Annotated in this window: 14 protein-coding genes and 1 riboswitch; of the genes, 11 read left to right on the forward strand and 3 right to left on the reverse strand. The window is 71.6% G+C overall.

Annotation, left to right across the window (positions count from 1 at the left end):
- The first annotated feature begins 11 nt into the window (after positions 1 to 11).
- Complete coding sequence (locus ACFY7C_RS34080) at positions 12 to 998, forward strand: nucleoside triphosphate pyrophosphohydrolase (RefSeq protein ID WP_389658557.1); 987 nt, start codon at positions 12 to 14, stop codon at positions 996 to 998.
- Between the two features lie 139 nt (positions 999 to 1137).
- Here ACFY7C_RS34080 and ACFY7C_RS34085 read toward each other — a convergent pair whose 3' ends face one another.
- Together ACFY7C_RS34085 and ACFY7C_RS34090 are read right to left on the reverse strand one after the other, a co-directional pair.
- The gene (locus ACFY7C_RS34085; RefSeq protein WP_389658560.1) at positions 1138 to 2355 is read right to left on the reverse strand and encodes a globin domain-containing protein; all 1218 of its coding nucleotides are present in this window, start codon (positions 2353 to 2355) and stop codon (positions 1138 to 1140) included.
- Between the two features lie 53 nt (positions 2356 to 2408).
- Positions 2409 to 3242, reverse strand: a complete 834-nt coding sequence (locus tag ACFY7C_RS34090; protein WP_389658563.1) for an alpha/beta fold hydrolase — start codon at positions 3240 to 3242, stop codon at positions 2409 to 2411.
- 111 nt (positions 3243 to 3353) lie between these two features.
- Between ACFY7C_RS34090 and ACFY7C_RS34095 the strand changes: the two genes are divergently transcribed.
- From ACFY7C_RS34095 to ACFY7C_RS34140, 10 genes are all read left to right on the forward strand, one after another.
- On the forward strand, positions 3354 to 4604 hold the full coding sequence (locus ACFY7C_RS34095; RefSeq protein WP_389658566.1) for a cytochrome P450: 1251 nt from the start codon (positions 3354 to 3356) through the stop codon (positions 4602 to 4604).
- Between the two features lie 199 nt (positions 4605 to 4803).
- Entirely contained in the window at positions 4804 to 5751 is a 948-nt protein-coding gene (locus ACFY7C_RS34100) for a transglycosylase family protein (RefSeq protein WP_389658569.1), read from the forward strand.
- Positions 5752 to 6008: 257 nt separating this feature from the next.
- A riboswitch (cyclic di-AMP (ydaO/yuaA leader) is annotated at positions 6009 to 6181 on the forward strand.
- A gap of 3 nt (positions 6182 to 6184) precedes the next feature.
- Complete coding sequence (locus ACFY7C_RS34105) at positions 6185 to 6883, forward strand: transglycosylase family protein (RefSeq protein WP_389658572.1); 699 nt, start codon at positions 6185 to 6187, stop codon at positions 6881 to 6883.
- A 272-nt stretch (positions 6884 to 7155) separates the two neighbouring features.
- On the forward strand, positions 7156 to 8436 hold the full coding sequence (eno, locus tag ACFY7C_RS34110) for a phosphopyruvate hydratase (RefSeq protein WP_389658575.1): 1281 nt from the start codon (positions 7156 to 7158) through the stop codon (positions 8434 to 8436).
- A gap of 122 nt (positions 8437 to 8558) precedes the next feature.
- Complete coding sequence (locus ACFY7C_RS34115) at positions 8559 to 9029, forward strand: septum formation initiator family protein (RefSeq protein ID WP_356694344.1); 471 nt, start codon at positions 8559 to 8561, stop codon at positions 9027 to 9029.
- Positions 9030 to 9086: 57 nt separating this feature from the next.
- Complete coding sequence (locus tag ACFY7C_RS34120) at positions 9087 to 9635, forward strand: DUF501 domain-containing protein (protein WP_389658578.1); 549 nt, start codon at positions 9087 to 9089, stop codon at positions 9633 to 9635.
- A complete protein-coding gene (locus ACFY7C_RS34125) occupies positions 9632 to 10546 on the forward strand; it encodes an exopolyphosphatase (protein ID WP_389658581.1) in 915 nt (304 codons plus the stop codon). Before ACFY7C_RS34120 ends, ACFY7C_RS34125 begins: the two co-directional genes overlap by 4 nt.
- Positions 10547 to 10926: 380 nt before the next feature.
- Entirely contained in the window at positions 10927 to 12312 is a 1386-nt protein-coding gene (locus ACFY7C_RS34130; RefSeq protein ID WP_389658584.1) for an NAD(P)/FAD-dependent oxidoreductase, read from the forward strand.
- 226 nt (positions 12313 to 12538) lie between these two features.
- The gene (locus ACFY7C_RS34135) at positions 12539 to 13843 is read left to right on the forward strand and encodes a class I SAM-dependent methyltransferase (RefSeq protein WP_389658587.1); all 1305 of its coding nucleotides are present in this window, start codon (positions 12539 to 12541) and stop codon (positions 13841 to 13843) included.
- Positions 13844 to 13946: 103 nt separating this feature from the next.
- On the forward strand, positions 13947 to 15158 hold the full coding sequence (locus tag ACFY7C_RS34140) for a phospholipase D-like domain-containing protein (RefSeq protein WP_389658590.1): 1212 nt from the start codon (positions 13947 to 13949) through the stop codon (positions 15156 to 15158).
- A 79-nt stretch (positions 15159 to 15237) separates the two neighbouring features.
- Here the strand turns inward: ACFY7C_RS34140 and ACFY7C_RS34145 are convergent, their stop codons facing one another.
- Positions 15238 to 17766 carry an ABC transporter permease gene (locus ACFY7C_RS34145; protein WP_389658593.1) on the reverse strand — a complete coding sequence of 843 codons (2529 nt, stop codon included), beginning with the start codon at positions 17764 to 17766 and terminating at the stop codon, positions 15238 to 15240.
- Positions 17767 to 17802 lie beyond the last annotated feature (36 nt).

The raw sequence follows: 17802 nt of genomic DNA on the forward strand, positions 1-17802 counted from the left end.
AAGGTCGAGGGGTGAACGCTGAAGCCCCCGTCGAGACCGGCCGCATCGTCCTGCTCACCGCCAGCCACCGGGTGGCGCCCGGGCTGTTGTCCTGGCCCGCCTGGCAGGCGCTGCACGGCGCCGACCGGGTGCTGTGCCCGGACGCCGGCCACCCGCAGCTGCCGTATCTGCGGGAGGCGGGCGTCGCCGTGGAGCTGCTCCGGCCCTCCGCCGAGGAGCTCGTCGAGGCGTGCGCCGGCGGCCGGACGGTCGTCGTGCTGCCGTCGGGCGAGGGCGATGCGGCGCTGACCGACGGGCTCGCGCGGATGGCCGGTTCCGGCCGGGTCGCCATGCCCGACCTGGAGCTGCTGCCCGGCTCGTACGACCTGCCCGGAGCCCGTCTGCTCGATCTCGTCCAGGTCATGGACCGGATCCGGCGCGTGTGCCCCTGGTCCTCCCGGCAGACCCACGAGGGGCTCGCCAAGTACGGCATCGAGGAGGCGTACGAGCTCGTCGAGGCCATCGAGGACGGCGACCGGGAGGCGCTGCGCGAGGAGCTGGGGGACGTCCTGCTCCAGGTCGTCTTCCACGCGCGGATCGCGGAGGAGGACGCCGAGGAGCCGTTCTCGGTCGACGACGTGGCCGGGACGATCGTGGAGAAGCTGATCCACCGGCACCCGCACGTCTTCGGCGACGCGACCGCCGAGACGCCGGAGGAGGTCAAGGAGCACTGGCGGCGGACCAAGGCCGTCGAGAAGCAGCGGGAGTCGGTGACCGACGGAGTCCCGCTCGGCCAGCCGGGCCTCGCGCTCGCGGCCAAGCTCGCGAACCGGGTGCGGACCGCCGGCCTCGACGTGCCGCCGCCCGCCGGGGACGGCATCGGTTACGAGCTCCTCGCCCTCGCCGTACGGGCGGAGGCCGCCGGGGTCGACCCGGAGGCGGCACTGCGGGCGGCGGGCCGGCTCTACCGCGACGCGATCCGCGCGGCGGAGGGCGTGGCCCCGGCCGATCGGAACTGACGGCCCCGGTCCTCACCGGCCCCTGGCCGTCTCCCCCTGCCGGGCCGTCGGCCGCCGGGCCTCACCCGCCCCGGCCGTCTCCCCCTGCCGGGCCCCCTGGCCTCCGGCCCCCGGCCTCCCGGCCTCCGGCCTCCGGCCGTCAGGCGTACGGCTCGCGCGGGGCGCGGGCCGCCGGGTCGTGCCAGTGGAGTGGGGGCGGCTCGATCAGCCACTCGGCGCGGCTGGCGGGGCGCCGGCTGAAGCGGCCGACGGCCGGGAGGCGGTCGTGGAAGACGCGGGTCGGGTCGGTGCCGAGCTCCTCCAGTTCCTCGGCGACCTCGGTGAGGAAGGCGGGCGGGCCCGCGAGGTAGACGTCGTGGGCCGGCCAGTTGAGGGTGGCCCGCAGCGCCTGGACCAGCCGCTCGGTGGCCTGGTCGCGGGGGCGGCAGGGCGCGGCGGTGATGTAGGTGACGTGCAGCCCGGGTATGAGGGCGCGCAGCCGCTCGGCGTCGGCCCGCCCGTACAGATACTCCTTGGCGCGGGCGACGACGAAGAGCCGTCCCTCCAGTCGCGGCTCGTCCGCCGCCGCCTCTTCGAGGAGGGCGCGGACCGGTGCCCAGCCGGTGCCGGCCGCGATGTAGGTGCGGGGTTTGCCGGGCGGGGTACGGGCGGTCAGCGCGCCGCCGGGGGAGCTGAGCCGCAGGGTCTCGCCCACGCGCAGCGCCGAGGTCAGCGCGGTGCTCATCAGCCCGCCCTCGACCCGGCTGACGTGCAGGTCGAGGGTGCCGTCGGGGCGGGGCGCGTTGGCCAGCGAGTAGGTGCGCCAGACCCGGGGGAGGTGGAGCGTGCTGACGCTCGCGTACTGGCCGGGCAGGTACGGGTAGGGCTGCCGGGGCCGCAGGGTCAGCAGGGTCAGGTCGTCGCCGTACCGTTCGTGCCGTACGACGTCGGCGTCCCACCAGGCGGGCTGTCCGGCCGCCGCCGACTCCTCGGCGCCCGCCTGCATCAGGTCGGCGACCAGCCCGTACGCCTCGGTCCACGCCTTCTCCGCCTCGATCGTCCAGGCGGCCCCCGCCGTGTGCGCGAACGCGGCGAGCAGGCTGGCCCCGACCGCGCTGTAGAGCGCGGGCGTGGCCAGGAACCTGCGGTGGTCCCGACCCAGCTGCCCCAGGTAGCCGGCGAGCGCCGGGTCCTCCAGGCGGGTCACCACCTGGGTGAGCGCGGCGAACAGCCGGTCGCGCTGGGGCGCCATGTCCTCGGGGAAGAGCTCGCGGACACCCGGGTTGTGCCAGAAGAGATGGGAGTAGAAGAACGTGACGGCGTGCTCCGCCCGTCTCTCGACGACCGCGAAGGTGCTTCTGAGCAACTGGGGATCCACGCCGTGAATCTAAGCCACGGAGCGTCACGTGACGCCCGGACAGCGGTACTTCGTCAGGACACCGCACCGCCGAAGAAGTCGATCAGGGCCGGGGCGAGGACCTCGGGGGCGATCGCGTGCTCCTCGCCCGGGAAGACCCGCAGGGTGAAGGTGTCGGCCGAGGCGGCCAGCTCCCGGGCGCCGGTCAGCATGTGGGGCGCGCCGGCGTCGCCGCTGCCGACGAGGACGGGCACGGTGACGGAGGCCCAGCGCTCGACGGGCAGGGGGCGGCCGGACATGGTGTCGCCCATGACGCGGCCGTCGTAGGGGAGGGTGGGGGCGACGGCCTCCATGCCGGCCCAGAACGGGGCCTGCCGCATGCCGGCGACGACCTCCTCGGGCAGGCCGACGGCGGCCGTCAGGAAGTGGGCGACGGCGTCCCCGTACGCCTCGCGGCCGACGAGCTCGTCCAGCCGGGCGACGTAGTCGGCGGGCAGCGGCGGGCGGGAGTCGTCGGTGACGAACGGCGGCTCGTACAGCGCGAGGCGCGTCACGGCGCTGCCGCGGGCGGTGGCCTCCAGGGCGAGGACGGCGCCGGACGACATCCCGAAGACCATGGCCGAACCGCCCGCCGGGCCCTGGAGGAGCGCGTCGATGTCCTCGACCTCGCGCCGGACGTCGTAGGGCGCGGTGTCACCGCTGTCGCCGCGGCCCCGGCGGTCGTAGGTGATGACGGTGAAGCGCTCGGCGAGCAGCGCGGCGAGCCCGGCGGAGTCGCCGCGGGTCATGAAGGCGCCGCCGACGAGCAGGACGGCGGGGCCGGAGCCCCGCCGCTCGTAGGCGAGGGCGGTGCCGTCGGCGGAGACGACCTTGGAGACGGCCTTGGTGTCGACCTCGTCCATGGGCATATGAGGATCCCTTCCCCCGGGTTTCGCGATCTCGGGAACCGACGCTAGCGGCCGCCACTGACAGCACCGGCCGCCGAGCCGCGCGGCGGCCGGTCCTTGTACGGTCGGTGCATGAGCACGTCCCCCGCCCCCGAGCTCTTCACCTGGGAGTTCGCCACCGATCCCTACCCCGCGTACGCCTGGCTGCGCGAGCACGCGCCCGTGCACCGGGCCACCCTGCCCAGCGGGGTGGAGGCCTGGCTGGTGACGCGGTACGGGGACGCGCGGCAGGCGCTGGCGGACCAGCGTCTTTCGAAGAATCCGGCGCATCACGACGAGCCGGCGCACGCCAAGGGGAAGACGGGGATCCCGGGGGAGCGCAAGGCCGAGCTGATGACGCATCTGCTCAACATCGACCCGCCGGACCACACCCGGCTGCGGCGGCTGGTGTCGAAGGCGTTCACGCCGCGGCGGGTGGCGGAGTTCGCGCCGCGGGTGCAGGAGCTGACGGACCGGCTCATCGACGGCTTCGCCGCGCGGGGGAGCGCGGACCTCATCCACGAGTTCGCGTTCCCCCTGCCGATCTACGCGATCTGCGACCTGCTCGGGGTGCCGCGCGAGGACCAGGACGACTTCCGGGACTGGGCCGGGATGATGATCCGGCACGGCGGGGGCCCGCGCGGCGGGGTGGCACGGTCGGTCAAGAAGATGCGGGGCTATCTCGCCGAGCTCATCCACCGCAAGCGCCTCGACCCGGGCGACGACCTCATCTCCGGGCTCATCAAGGCCTCCGACCACGGTGAGCACCTCACCGAGAACGAGGCCGCGGCGATGGCCTTCATCCTCCTCTTCGCCGGGTTCGAGACCACCGTCAACCTCATCGGCAACGGCGTCCACACCCTGCTGCGCCATCCCGAACAGCGCGAGCGCCTCCAGGCCTCGCTCGCGGCAGGCGAGACCGGGCTGCTGGAGACCGGGGTGGAGGAGCTGCTGCGGTACGACGGGCCGGTGGAGCTGGCGACCTGGCGGTTCGCCACCGAGCCGCTGCGCATCGGCGGGCAGGAGATCCCGGCCGGCGACCCGGTGCTCGTGGTGCTTGCGGCGGCGGACCGGGACCCGGCGCGGTTCGACGGGCCGGACACGCTCGACCTCGCGCGGCGCGACAACCAGCACCTCGGGTACGGGCACGGCATCCACTACTGCCTGGGGGCGCCGCTGGCCCGCCTGGAGGGACAGACGGCGCTCGCGACGCTGCTGACCCGCCTGCCGGACCTGCGACTTGGCGTCGCGCCGGAGGAACTGCGCTGGCGCGGCGGCCTCATCATGCGGGGCCTTCGTACCCTTCCGGTGGAATTCTCCCCGGAGGCCACGAGCGCCCCGTAACTGACGACGCGTCAGAACTGTGATCTTCGCGTGATCCGCGCTGCATCGGCTTGTGACTTCCGTTCGAATGCCGCTACGTTCACCCGCAGTCTCAGCAGTCACGCGAAAGGCACTCCGTATGCGCTCCGGGAACGGACGTCACCGCAGACCCCGCCAGGCCCCCGCCCTTGTCGTCGCCGCGGGTGTGACCGGATCGGCCATGGCTCTGCCATTGCTGGCCGCCGGTTCCGCCTCCGCCGCCGACGCGGCGACCTGGGACCGGGTCGCCGAATGCGAGTCGGGCGGGGCCTGGAGCGCCAACTTCGGCAACGGGCTCTACGGCGGGCTGCAGTTCACCCAGGAGAGCTGGGAGCGGCACGGCGGCCTGGCCTACGCGTCGAGCGCCGACCTCGCGAGCCGTGCGCAGCAGATCGCGATCGCCGAGAAGGCGCTCGCCGCCGGCGACACCCAGTGGGCCACCTGCGCCCCGATCGCCGGCCTGACGAACGACGGCAAGGCGCCGGGCGTCGTCCCCGGCCCGGGCGTCGTGCCCAAGAAGCCCACGGGGCCCGTCCCGGAGTCCAACCGCACCGACGGTCTGCCCGGCGGCACCGCCGGCACCGGGACCGAGACCGGCGCCGGGGCCGTCGACCCCTCGGCGACGGCCACCACCCCCACCGCCCCGACCTCCCCCGCCGCGCCCTCGACGGGTCCCTCGACCGGATCCCCGACCGCGCCCGCGACCCCCGGCTCCTCCCCGGCCCCCGGCACCTCCGTGACGCCCGGTACGCCCGTAACGCCGGACACCTCCGTTACGCCCGGTACGCCCGGCACGCCGGACGCGACCGCCCCCGGCACCGGCAAGCACCGGGGTGACGCCGCGCCAGAAGAACCGGGCATGACGGACACCGGCGCCGAATCCGGGCGTCACGCCGCCCCGGCTGACGGTGCGAAGGACGGCGCGACCCGTGACGAGTCGGACAAGGCGGATGAATACACCGTCAAGCCGGGTGACAGTCTGTCGGGCATTGCGCGAGAGAACGGCCTCCTTGGCGGCTGGAGCGCCCTCTACGACGCCAACAAGGCGACGGTCGGGTCCGACCCGGATCTCATCCTCCCTGGTCAGAGCCTGGAGTTGCTGCCCGAATCGCCCCCGATCGGGGGGTAGTTCAGGGGCTAATGTCCGTTCTGTGCGAGTGAGACATGGGTCTCTCTTGTCGAACGGGCGTGTCACGTCCGCAAACTTTGCTCGCGTCGCCCCTCACCTGCACAAACACCGTCTGACGGAGTGCAAGTAGGGGCGATTTTTCCGGGTTGATGGGTTTTGAACTTCCCCCGGGTGTGTGTCTACGGTCGTGACCGCTCGCCACCGCGGGCCCCTCCGACCGGAACGCCGAATCCTGCCGCCGGTCGACGGGAACAGTCGTCGCGCAAGCGCCGAAGGCAGGAGCGGGGGACCCAAGGTAAGTGCCGGCCCCGGCCGCCCGAAAAGGGCTGCCGACAGCCGGCTTGGGGTGAAGCCGCGTGCTGGTCACGCGGCCGGGCAGCTCACAGCCCGAACCCGACAGCTCACCTCGCAGGCGTCGGTGAGGGAGAATTCCATGCTGCTTTCCGGCAAGGGCAAACACCGTCGTTCCTCCAAGGCCACCCGCGCCATCGCGCTCGCCGGTGCCGCCGGTGTCGCCGTCGCGGCCCCGCTGATGGGTGCCACCTCCGCCTCGGCCGCCACCGCCTCCGAGTGGGACGCCGTCGCCCAGTGCGAGTCCGGCGGCAACTGGTCCATCAACACCGGCAACGGCTACTACGGCGGCCTGCAGTTCTCGGCCTCCACCTGGGCCGCGTACGGCGGCACCGCCTACGCCTCAACCGCCGACCAGGCCTCCAAGTCCCAGCAGATCGCCATCGCCGAGAAGGTCCTCGCGGGCCAGGGCAAGGGCGCGTGGCCGAGCTGCGGCGTGGGCCTCTCCGGCGCCGCCTACAACGGCGGCTCCGCCGAGCAGGCGCAGCCGGAGCGGAAGGCCGAGCAGCCGACCACCCGCAGCGAGCAGCGCACCGCTCCGAAGACCGCGCCCAAGGGCACGGCCAAGAAGAGCGAGTCGAAGCAGACCGTCACCACCCCGACCGGCAAGAAGGTCAAGAAGGGTGACGGCGAGTACAAGGTCGTCGCCGGTGACACGCTGAGCAAGATCGCCCAGGCGCACGGCGTCAAGGGCGGCTGGGAGAAGCTCTTCGAGCTCAACAAGGACATCGTCCAGGACGCCGACCTGATCTACCCGGGCCAGCAGCTTCACCTGAAGTGAGCCCGGCACGCCTCCCCTCCCCGCGGTGACCACCCCGGCCCGGAGCGCCCTTCCCCCGTGCGCTCCGGGCCGGGGTTTCCCCGTTCCGCCTCCTACTGGTGAGTAGGTAAGGGTCTTTCGTCCCTTGATGCATGCCCTTGGGTCCTTTTTCGTCCCAGGGGGCGGGCGCCCGGCCGGTCGGAGGCCCCCGGGCGGTTAGGCTCTTGTCGCAAGGCGAACGAGACCTTGCCGCATGCGTCACACCCAGCGTCACATCCCAGAAGGAGATGCTCGTGCCGTCCATCGACGTCGTCGTAGCCCGGGAAATCCTGGACTCCCGAGGCAACCCCACGGTCGAGGTCGAGGTCGGCCTCGACGACGGCAGCACCGGCCGTGCTGCCGTTCCGTCCGGTGCCTCCACCGGTGCGTTCGAGGCCCTCGAGCTCCGCGACGGTGACCCCAACCGTTACCAGGGCAAGGGCGTGGAGAAGGCCGTTCTCGCCGTCATCGAGCAGATCGGCCCCGAGCTGGTCGGTTACGACGCCACCGAGCAGCGCCTGATCGACCAGGCGATGTTCGACCTGGACGCCACCCCGGACAAGTCCTCGCTCGGCGCCAACGCCATCCTCGGCGTCTCCCTCGCCGTCGCGCACGCCGCCTCCGAGGCGTCCGACCTGCCGCTCTTCCGCTACCTCGGCGGCCCGAACGCGCACCTGCTGCCCGTTCCGATGATGAACATCCTGAACGGCGGCTCGCACGCCGACTCCAACGTGGACATCCAGGAGTTCATGATCGCGCCGATCGGCGCGGAGTCCTTCTCCGAGGCCCTGCGCTGGGGCACCGAGGTCTACCACACCCTCAAGTCCGTCCTGAAGACCAAGGGCCTGTCCACCGGCCTCGGCGACGAGGGCGGCTTCGCCCCGAACCTCGGCTCCAACCGCGAGGCCCTCGACCTCATCCTCGAGGCCATCAAGCAGGCCGGCTACGTGCCCGGCAAGGACATCGCGCTCGCGCTCGACGTCGCCGCCTCCGAGTTCTACAAGGACGGCTCGTACGAGTTCGAGGGCAAGTCCCGCTCGGCCGCCGAGATGACCGAGTACTACGAGGAGCTCGTCGCCGCGTACCCGCTGGTCTCCATCGAGGACCCGCTGTTCGAGGACGACTGGGCCGGCTGGAAGGCCATCACCGACAAGCTCGGCACCAAGGTGCAGCTCGTCGGCGACGACCTGTTCGTCACCAACCCGGAGCGCCTCGCCCGCGGCATCGAGGAGGGCTCCGCGAACGCCCTCCTGGTCAAGGTCAACCAGATCGGCTCGCTGACCGAGACCCTGGACGCCGTCGAGCTCGCCCAGCGCAACGGCTTCAAGTGCATGATGTCCCACCGCTCCGGCGAGACCGAGGACGTCACCATCGCCGACCTGGCCGTCGCCACCAACTGCGGCCAGATCAAGACCGGCGCCCCGGCCCGCTCCGAGCGCGTCGCCAAGTACAACCAGCTCCTGCGCATCGAGGAGATCCTCGACGACGCCGCGGTCTACGCCGGCCGCAGCGCCTTCCCGCGCTTCAAGGGCTGAGGCCCGGGGGCTGACACCGGCCCGTGAGGCAGCATCCGTACGTCCCCGCACTCGGTCCCGTACCGTGTGCGGGGACGTACGTGTGAACAAGGCGAGACGCGTGACACGGGGAGGCGCAGGACATGGCCGTGAAGGACCGGGACCGGTTCTCGACCGCGACCCGGATCAGGCTGCTCGGCGAGCAGACCGCCGCCCGTGTCTACCGCTCCCAGACCCGCCGCCAGGCCCGCCGCTCCCGGCTCACCGGCCGCGCCGCCTTCCTGGCGCTGGTGGTCTGCTCCCTCGTGGTGGCGCTCGCCTACCCGATGCGGCAGTACGTCTCGCAGCAGGGCGAGATCGCCGAGCAGGAGCGCAAGGCCGCCGAGGCGGCGGAGCGGGTCGAGGAGCTGCGGGACGAGAAGGCCCGCCTCCAGGACCCGGCCTATGTGCGCCGGCTGGCCCGCGAGCACCTGCACTACGTGATGCCCGGCGAGACCGGCTTCACCGTGAACGACCCCGACGCGGAGCCCCGGCCCCGCACCGAGCAGGGCGCGACGGACCGTCCGTGGTACGACAACCTGTGGGACGGCGTGGACCGCGCCGACCGCCCCTGACGAGAAACCGTGACGGCACCCGCCGGACGCCCGCACCGACCGACGAGCAAGGCAGACATGGAAACGCCCCCTCCGCAGACCGAACGCACCGAGCCCACCGACGCGGACGTCGCCGCGTTCCAGGAGCAGCTCGGCCGGCCGCCGCGCGGCCTGCGCGCCATCGCGCACCGCTGCCCGTGCGGCAACCCGGACGTCGTCGAGACCGCGCCCCGGCTGCCCGACGGCACGCCGTTCCCGACCACGTACTACCTCACCTGCCCCCGCGCCGCCTCCGCCATCGGCACCCTGGAGGCCAACGGGGTCATGAAGGAGATGCAGGCCCGGCTCGGCACCGACCCGGAGCTCGCCGCCGCCTACCGGGCCGCGCACGAGGACTACATCGCCCGCCGGGACGCCATCGAGGTCCTGGAGGGCTTCCCGAGCGCCGGCGGCATGCCGGACCGGGTCAAGTGCCTGCACGTGCTCGTCGGCCACTCGCTGGCGGCCGGCCCGGGCGTGAACCCGCTGGGCGACGAGGCGATCGCCATGCTGCCGGAGTGGTGGGCGAAGGGCCCCTGCGTCACGCCGTGCGCCGACGAGACCGCCGAAGGGAAGTCCTCGGAATGACCCGGGTCGCCGGAATCGACTGCGGTACGAACTCCATCCGCCTGCTCGTCGCCGACGTCCACCCGGAGACGGGCGAACTGATCGAGCTGGACCGCCGGATGACGATCGTCCGGCTCGGCCAGGGCGTCGACCGGACCGGACGGCTGGCGCCCGAGGCGCTGGAGCGGACCTTCGCCGCCTGCCGCGCCTACGCGGAGGTCATCGAGGAGCTCGGCGCCGAGAAGGTGCGCTTCGTCGCCACCTCCGCCTCCCGCGACGCCGAGAACCGGGCCGACTTCGTGAACGGGGTCGTGGAGATCCTGGGCGTCGAGCCCGAGGTCATCACCGGCGACCAGGAGGCGGAGTTCTCCTTCACCGGCGCCACCGGCGAGCTGCACGGCGACGACCGGCGCCTGGTCGTCGACATCGGCGGCGGCTCCACCGAGTTCGTGGTCGGCAACCGGCACGTGGAGGCCGCGCGTTCGGTCGACATCGGCTGCGTGCGGCTGACCGAGCGGCATGTGCGGCACGACCCGCCGACCGCCGAGGAGATCGCCGCGATCCGCGCCGACGTGCGGGCCGCCCTGGACCTGGCCGCCGAGACCGTGCCGATCGGCGAGGCCGACACCCTGGTCGGCCTGGCCGGCTCGGTCACCACCGTCGCCGCCATCGCGCTCGGACTGCCCGCCTACGACTCCGAGGAGATCCACCACGCGCGGATCTCCCGCGCCCAGGTCGACGAGGTGGTGGCGCGCCTGCGCGCCTCCACCCACGACGAGCGGGCCGCGATCCCGGTGATGCACCCCGGCCGGGTCGACGTGATCATCGCCGGCGCGCTGGTCCTTGAGGAGATCATGGAGCGGACCGGGGCCGCCGAGGTGGTCGTCAGCGAGCACGACATCCTCGATGGGATCGCCCTATCCGTCGCATAGCGGACGGCTATGAGGGCCTCCCGAACCCCCCGGCGACACCCCGTCGGAAAACGTTCGTGAAGTTCTTCACAAGGAAATGGGCCCTGATGGTGCCCCGGGAAGGTCATTTGGCCCTCCAGCGGGCTCCTCAGGGCCCTTTCGCAGGCGAGGAGGCCTCTTCGCTCGATGTTTCCATCGTGTGAACGCGTCCCTCGGTTCAGCGTTAAGGAAGGCTCTCCAGGCCAGTTCACAAGGGGTGAACAACGTTCGCCCATACACCCTGGTTCCTTTGCTGGACCATGACATGGGTCACGTGGGCGGCGGAGTGTAGCAGAGGTCTCCCCGAAGCTTGTGAAGGGGCGCACGAGCACCCCCCCTTGGAGGGGTGGATACTCGATGGCATGAGCACCACGGAGCGTCCCAGGATCCTCGTAGTAGGCGGCGGGTACGTAGGCCTGTACGCAGCTCGGCGCATCCTCAAGAAGATGCGCTACGCGGAGGCGACCGTCACGGTCGTCGACCCGCGGTCGTACATGACCTACCAGCCCTTCCTCCCCGAAGCCGCCGCCGGCAGCATCTCGCCGCGCCACGTCGTCGTCCCGCTGCGACGCGTCGTGCGCGGAGCGGAGGTGCTCACCGGCCGGGTCACCACCATCGACCAGGACCGCAAGGTCGCCACGATCGCGCCGCTCGTCGGCGAGGCGTACGAGCTGCCGTTCGACTACCTGGTCATCGCGATGGGTGCCGTCTCCCGCACCTTCCCGATCCCCGGCCTCGCCGAGCAGGGCATCGGCATGAAGGGCATCGAGGAGGCCATCGGCCTGCGCAACCACGTCCTCGAGCAGCTCGACAAGGCCGACTCGACGACCGACGAGGAGGTCCGCCGCAAGGCACTGACCTTCGTCTTCGTGGGCGGCGGCTTCGCCGGCGCGGAGACCATCGGCGAGGTCGAGGACATGGCCCGTGACGCGGCGAAGTACTACCAGAACGTGAAGCGCGAGGACATGCGCTTCATCCTGGTCGACGCCGCCGACAAGATCCTTCCCGAGGTCGGCCCGAAGCTCGGCCAGTACGGCAAGGAGCACCTCGAGAGCCGCGGCATCGAGATCTACCTCCAGACCTCGATGGACTCCTGCGTGGACGGCCACGTCGTGCTGAAGAACGGCCTCGAGGTCGACTCCAACACGATCGTGTGGACCGCCGGTGTGAAGCCGAACCCGGCGCTCTCCCGCTTCGGTCTGCCGCTCGGCCCCCGCGGCCACGTGGACTGCAACGAGAAGCTCCAGGTCAACGGCCTCGACTACGTGTGGGCCGCGGGCGACAACGCCCAGGTCCCGGACCTGGCCGCGATCAAGGCCGGCGTCCCGGCCGAGCGCGCCTGGTGCCCGCCGAACGCCCAGCACGCCCTGCGTCAGGCCAAGGTCCTCGGCGACAACGTCGTGGCCGGCATGCGCGGCTTCCCGCAGAAGGAGTACGCGCACTCCAACAAGGGCGCGGTCGCCGGTCTCGGCCTCCACAAGGGCGTCGCGATGATCGTCATGGGCAAGATGAAGATCAAGCTCAAGGGCCGTCTCGCCTGGTACATGCACCGTGGCTACCACGGCATGGCGATGCCGACCTGGAACCGCAAGATCCGCGTCTTCGCCGACTGGACCCTGGCGATGTTCCTCAAGCGCGAGGTCGTCTCCCTCGGTGCCATCGAGTCGCCGCGCGAGGAGTTCTACGAGGCGGCCAAGCCCGCTCCGCAGCCGGCCGCCCCGGCGCAGGAGAAGGCCAAGGCCTCGTAACACCCGTACCACCCGTCGTACCCGGAAGTACCGGCAGTACCCAGCAGGACCCGCAGGACCAGCAGTACACGCAAGGCCGTAAAAGGGCCGTCCGCCATCCGTGGTGCGGACGGCCCTTCGCGTGTTTTTCCCGGTGTTTACGCACGCATGGGATGGGTTCGCCTACGGACGGTGTTCTCCTGGTGACGAGCATTTCTGGGGCACGAGATCACGGAGGTGTTGCACCATGGCCGACGCCGCGTCGCGGTTGACCGCCCTGGCCGAGGACGTCCTGGGAGTCAGACTCCCGGTGCGGCTGCGTGCCTGGGACGGCAGCGAAGCCGGCCCCGCCGACGGCCCCGTACTGATCGTCCGCGATCGCCGCGCCCTGCGCCGGGTGCTGTGGAAGCCGGGGGAACTGGGCCTTGCCCGGGCCTGGGTCGCCGGTGAGATCGACGTCGAGGGGGATCTGTACGAGGTCCTGGACCGGCTCGCCGGGTTCCTGTGGGAGCGGAGCGAGGAGCCGCGCGGCAGGCTGGAGACCGTCCGCGACCCCCAGGTCCGCGCGGCGGCCAAGGCCCTGCTGAAGCTGGCCGGGCCGCTCCCGCCGCCGAAGCCGCCCGTGGAGGAGATGCGCGGCCGCAGCGGCATCCGGCACAGCAGGCGGCGCGACAAGCAGGCGATCAGCCACCACTACGACGTGGGCAACGCGTTCTACGAGCTGGTCCTCGGCCCCTCGATGGTCTACTCGTGCGCGTACTGGACGGACGGCGGGACGCTGGAGGACGCCCAGCGGGACAAGCTGGACCTGATCGCCCGCAAGCTGAACCTCAAGGAGGACGACCGGCTGCTCGACGTCGGCTGCGGCTGGGGCTCCATGGCCATCCACGCCGCCCGGGAGTACGGGGCCCGGGTCGTCGGCATCACCCTCTCGCGCGAGCAGGCCGCCTACGCCCGCAAGCGGATCGCGGAGGAGGGCCTCACCGACCGGATCGAGATCCGGGTGCAGGACTACCGTGACGTGGCGGACGGGCCGTACGACGCGATCTCGTCCATCGGCATGGCCGAGCACGTCGGCGAGGTGCGCTACCGGGAGTACGCCGACACCCTCCACCGGCTCCTGAAGCCGGGCGGGCGGCTGCTCAACCACCAGATCTCGCGCCGCCCCGAGCCCGACGAGGCGGCCTACGAGGTGGATCCCTTCATCGACGCGTACGTGTTCCCCGACGGCGAACTCGCCCCGATGGGCCGGACCCTGACGACCCTCGAGGACGCGGGCTTCGAGGTGCGGGACGTGGAGGCGATCCGCGAGCACTACGCGCTGACGCTGCGCCGCTGGGTGGCGAACCTGGAGCGGGACTGGGACCGGGCGGTCCGGCTGACCTCGCCCGGCCGGGCGAGGATCTGGCGGCTCTACATGGCGGCGTCCGCGGTGTCCTTCGAGCGCAACCGGATCGGCGTGAACCAGTTCCTCGCGGTGAAGACACCGGAATCGGGCCTGTCGGGGCTGCCGTTGCGGTCGAGGGTGTGGAGCGAGTCCGAGGCGCGTTGATACGTTGCCCGGGGCGGGGTGCCGGTGACGAGCCGGCACCCCGCCCCGTTTCCATGTCCTGTTTGTCATGTATCTGTCGCTCTTGTCGACCGAGGGGGAACCTTTGCGCCGTCCCACCCGACTCCTGCTCGCCCTGACCGCCGCCGGTCTCCTGGCCGCGTCCCCGACCCCGGCCGGCGCCGCGGACACGGCCGCCGCCGTGACCACCACCGCCACCTTCAACGACCCCGCGGGCGACACCGCCGCCCAGAACCGGGTCCGTGACCACATCATCGACCTCATCGGCCAGGCCCCGGCCGGCTCCACCATCACCGCCGGCCTCTACACCTTCACCGACGACCCCGTCACCGACGCGCTCGGCGCCGCCAAGACCCGCGGCGTGAAGGTCCGGGTGATCGTCGACCACACCTCCGCCACCATGACCGGAGGCGAGTACGAGCGCCTGGCCGCGCGCCTCGGCACCGACCGCACCCAGGCCTCCTGGGTCTTCGCCTGCCCCGCGGGACGCGGCTGCATCGGCTCCCGGAAGCTGCCCGGCGACGCCGACGGCGCCATCAACCACAACAAGTTCTGGCTGTTCTCGAACACCGGCGGCGCGAGCGACGTCGTCGTGCAGACCTCGGCCAACATGACCGGCCTCCAGCGCACCGACCTGTTCAACAACGCCGTCACCATCGTCGACAGCGGGCTCTACGGCATCTACCAGTCCTACTTCGCCGACCTGCTGCACCACGGCACGTCCACCGACGGGCTGAGCCACTACTACAAGACCCCGAGCAGCACGACCGGCCCGTACAAGACGTACTTCTTCCCGCGTCAGGAGGCCGCCGGCAGCTCGTACGACGCCGACGCCTCCACCGACACCGTCAAGCTGATCCTCGACAACGTCAGCTGCACCGGCGGCACGCAGGTGCGCATGGCCGCCAACCTCTTCACCCGCGACGAGGTCGCGAGCAAGCTCGTCGCCCTGAAGAACGCCGGCTGCTCGGTGATCCTCGCCCACGACGGCTACCCCGGCTCCCTGGGCACCGCCGTCGAGTCGGTGATCTCCGGCAAGCTCACCCAGCGCGTCCAGTGCTACGAGGACCGCGGCACCGGCGTCGCCAAGGCCGGCCTGCACTCCAAGTACCTGCTCGTGGAGGGCACCTACGACGGCGTGGCCGGCCGGAAGCTGGTGTGGACCGGCAGCCACAACTACACCTACCCGGCACTGCGGGCCAACGACGAGACGCTGCTGAAGATCGACAACCCGACGCTCTTCCAGCAGTACAAGGAGAACCACGAGCACCTGATGACGTACTGCGCGGGCAGCTGATCCGTAGGGGACACCCCTGGGAACACGCCGAAGGGCCGGACTCCCGTGCGGAGCCCGGCCCTTCGTGTGTCCCGGTGGGCTACTCGGCCTTGATCGCGGCCAGCATGTTCAGCTTCGCCGCGCTGCGGGCCGGCCACATGGCGGCCAGGACGCCGACCAGTCCGGCCAGGAGCAGGAAGACCCCGATCCGGCCCCACGGGAGGACCAGCGCGTAGCCCGGCAGGCTGCTCCGCAGCGTCTCGCCGATCGCCCAGCCCAGGAAGGAGCCGAGGGCGATGCCGACCACCGCGCCGAACAGCGAGATCACCACGGCCTCCAGACGGACCATCCGCTTCACCCGGCGCCGGTCCAGACCGATCGCCCGCAGCATGCCGATCTCCTGCTGCCGCTCGAAGACCGACATCGCCAGGGTGTTGACCACCCCGAGCACCGCGATGATCAGGGCCATCGCCAGCAGGCCGTACATGATGTTCAGCATCATGTTGATGACGCCGCCGAACTCGTCGCGGATGTCCTTCTGGTCCATCACCGTGACGGCCGGGTTGTCACCGAGCGACTTCGTCACGGCCTTCTCGGCCGCGGCCGACGCGCCGGCGTCCATCTTCACGAAGATCTGCGGGATGTACGGCTTGGGGTCGTGGACGTTGAGGATCCTGGCGTCCAGGAGCAGCGGCGAGACGAACTCGCTGTCCTCGTAGACCGCGCCGACCTTCAGCTCGCCCTTCTTCTTGTCGGAGAACTCGACCGGCAGCGTCGAGCCGACCTTCCAGCCCTGCTTCTTCGCCGTCTTCTCGGCGACGGCGACCCGGCCCTCGGCGAGCGAGCCGAGCGACCCGTCGATCACCTGGAGGTTGAGCACCTTCTCGACGTCGCCGGGGGTGACGCCGGACACGGACTTGAAGTCGCCCTTCACCTGGAGGTAGCCGGCCTGCTGCGGCGAGACCGCCGTGGCGCCCGGCGTCTTGCGCACGGCGTCCAGCGCGGCCTGGTTGAGGCCCTCGCCGCTCGCCATGGTGATCATGTAGTCGGCCTTGATCTGGTCGGTCGTCATCCGGTCGACGGCCGAGCCGACGGTGGCGCCGAGCACCGAGAGACCGGTGACCAGGGTGAGGCCGATGGCGAGCGCGGAGGCGGTGGCCCCGGTGCGGCGCGGGTTGCGGACCGCGTTCTGCCCGGCCAGGGAGCCGGCCACGCCGAAGGGCTTCAGGAAGGGCCTGGCCAGCGCGATCACCGGGCGGGACAGCAGCGGGATCAGCACGATCACCCCGATGAGGGCGAGGAACGCGCCGCCGGCGATCAGCATCCGGCCGTCGTCACCGCCCTTGCCGGCGCCGAGCACGATGCCCAGCAGACCGGCGGCGGTGATGAGCGCGCCGATGGTGTTGCGCACGACCAGCGACTTGGTGGTGGCCACCGCGTGGACGCTGCTCATGGCGGCGACCGGCGGGATCTTGGCGGCCCGGCGGCCGGGCAGCCACGCGGCCAGCATGGTGACGAGGATGCCGACGCCGAGCGCGGAGAGCAGCGGGGTCGTGCCGATGACCAGGTCACCGGCCGGGATCTTCAGGCCGAAGGCGTTCATGCCGGCCCGCAGGGCCGCCGCGAGACCGATGCCGAGCCCGAAGCCGACCAGCGAGGCGACCAGGCCCACGAGACCGGCCTCCGCCAGCACGGAGCGGGTGATCTGCTTGCGCGAGGCGCCGACGGCGCGCATCAGCGCCAGCTCCTTCGTGCGCTGGGCGACCAGCATCGTGAAGGTGTTGGAGATCAGGAAGACGCCGACGAAGAGGGCGATGCCGGCGAAGCCGAGCAGCATCTGGTTGAGGTTGCTCAGGCCCGCCTCGATGTCCTTGGCCTGCTGGTCGGCGAGGGCCTGACCGGTCTGGGCGTCGGCGGTGTCGCCGACGACCGGTTGCACGGCGGAGAGGATCTTCCCGGCGTCCGCGCCCGGCTCGGCGCGCACGCTGATGTCCATGAAGTAGCCGGGCCGCAGGAACAGCTTCTGGGCGACATCGGTGTCGAACAGGACCAGGCTGCCGCCGGCGCTCACGGCGCCGTCCTCGGTGGTGAACACACCGGAGAGGGTGTAGGTCTCGACCGGGCCGTTGGTGGCGACGCGGACGCGGTCGCCGACCTTGTAGCCGCCCTTGTCGGCGGTGTCCTTGTCGAGCGCGATCTGGTCGTCCTTCACCGGGCCGGTGCCGGAGGTGAAGTCGTACGCGGTGTCCTTGCCGTCCCGGCCGGGGGCGAAGTTGGTGCCCTTGTTGGACCAGCCGACGCCGATGAGCTTGCCGTCCTTGTCCGGCACGCCCGCGAAGCCGTTGACGCGGCCGGTGGCGTCGGCGACGCCGTCGAGCGAGGCGATCTTCTGCCGGGTCTTCTCCGACAGCCCCGGCGTCGCGTTGGGGTCCCGCTGGTTCGGGGCGGCGCTGACGGCGACGGCGATGTCGTCGTAGCTCTTGGAGGACTGGGCGCGGAAGGCGTTCGAGAGGGTGTCGGTGAAGACCAGGGTGCCGGAGACGAAGGCCACGCCGAGCATGACGGCGAGCACGGTCATCAGCAGCCTGGCCTTGTGCGCGAGCACATTGCGCAGGGCGGTACGGAACATGGGTGTGAGTCCTGGAGGAGGAGGTCTGGATCGGGG

The sequence above is a fragment of the Streptomyces sp. NPDC012769 genome (genome assembly GCF_042901205.1).
In the GTDB taxonomy this organism is placed as follows: domain Bacteria; phylum Actinomycetota; class Actinomycetes; order Streptomycetales; family Streptomycetaceae; genus Streptomyces.

Excerpts from the sequence above, each read along its gene's own strand:
- ACFY7C_RS34115 (WP_356694344.1), top strand. The coding sequence starts at position 8,559 with ATGGCCGTGAAGGACCGGGACCGGTTCTCGACCGCGACCCGGATCAGG.
- ACFY7C_RS34105 (WP_389658572.1), top strand. The coding sequence starts at position 6,185 with ATGCTGCTTTCCGGCAAGGGCAAACACCGTCGTTCCTCCAAGGCCACC.
- ACFY7C_RS34135 (WP_389658587.1), top strand. The coding sequence starts at position 12,539 with ATGGCCGACGCCGCGTCGCGGTTGACCGCCCTGGCCGAGGACGTCCTG.
- ACFY7C_RS34090 (WP_389658563.1), bottom strand. The coding sequence starts at position 3,242 with ATGCCCATGGACGAGGTCGACACCAAGGCCGTCTCCAAGGTCGTCTCC.
- ACFY7C_RS34130 (WP_389658584.1), top strand. The coding sequence starts at position 10,927 with ATGAGCACCACGGAGCGTCCCAGGATCCTCGTAGTAGGCGGCGGGTAC.
- ACFY7C_RS34145 (WP_389658593.1), bottom strand. The coding sequence starts at position 17,766 with ATGTTCCGTACCGCCCTGCGCAATGTGCTCGCGCACAAGGCCAGGCTG.
- ACFY7C_RS34125 (WP_389658581.1), top strand. The coding sequence starts at position 9,632 with ATGACCCGGGTCGCCGGAATCGACTGCGGTACGAACTCCATCCGCCTG.
- ACFY7C_RS34095 (WP_389658566.1), top strand. The coding sequence starts at position 3,354 with ATGAGCACGTCCCCCGCCCCCGAGCTCTTCACCTGGGAGTTCGCCACC.
- ACFY7C_RS34100 (WP_389658569.1), top strand. The coding sequence starts at position 4,804 with ATGGCTCTGCCATTGCTGGCCGCCGGTTCCGCCTCCGCCGCCGACGCG.
- ACFY7C_RS34120 (WP_389658578.1), top strand. The coding sequence starts at position 9,087 with ATGGAAACGCCCCCTCCGCAGACCGAACGCACCGAGCCCACCGACGCG.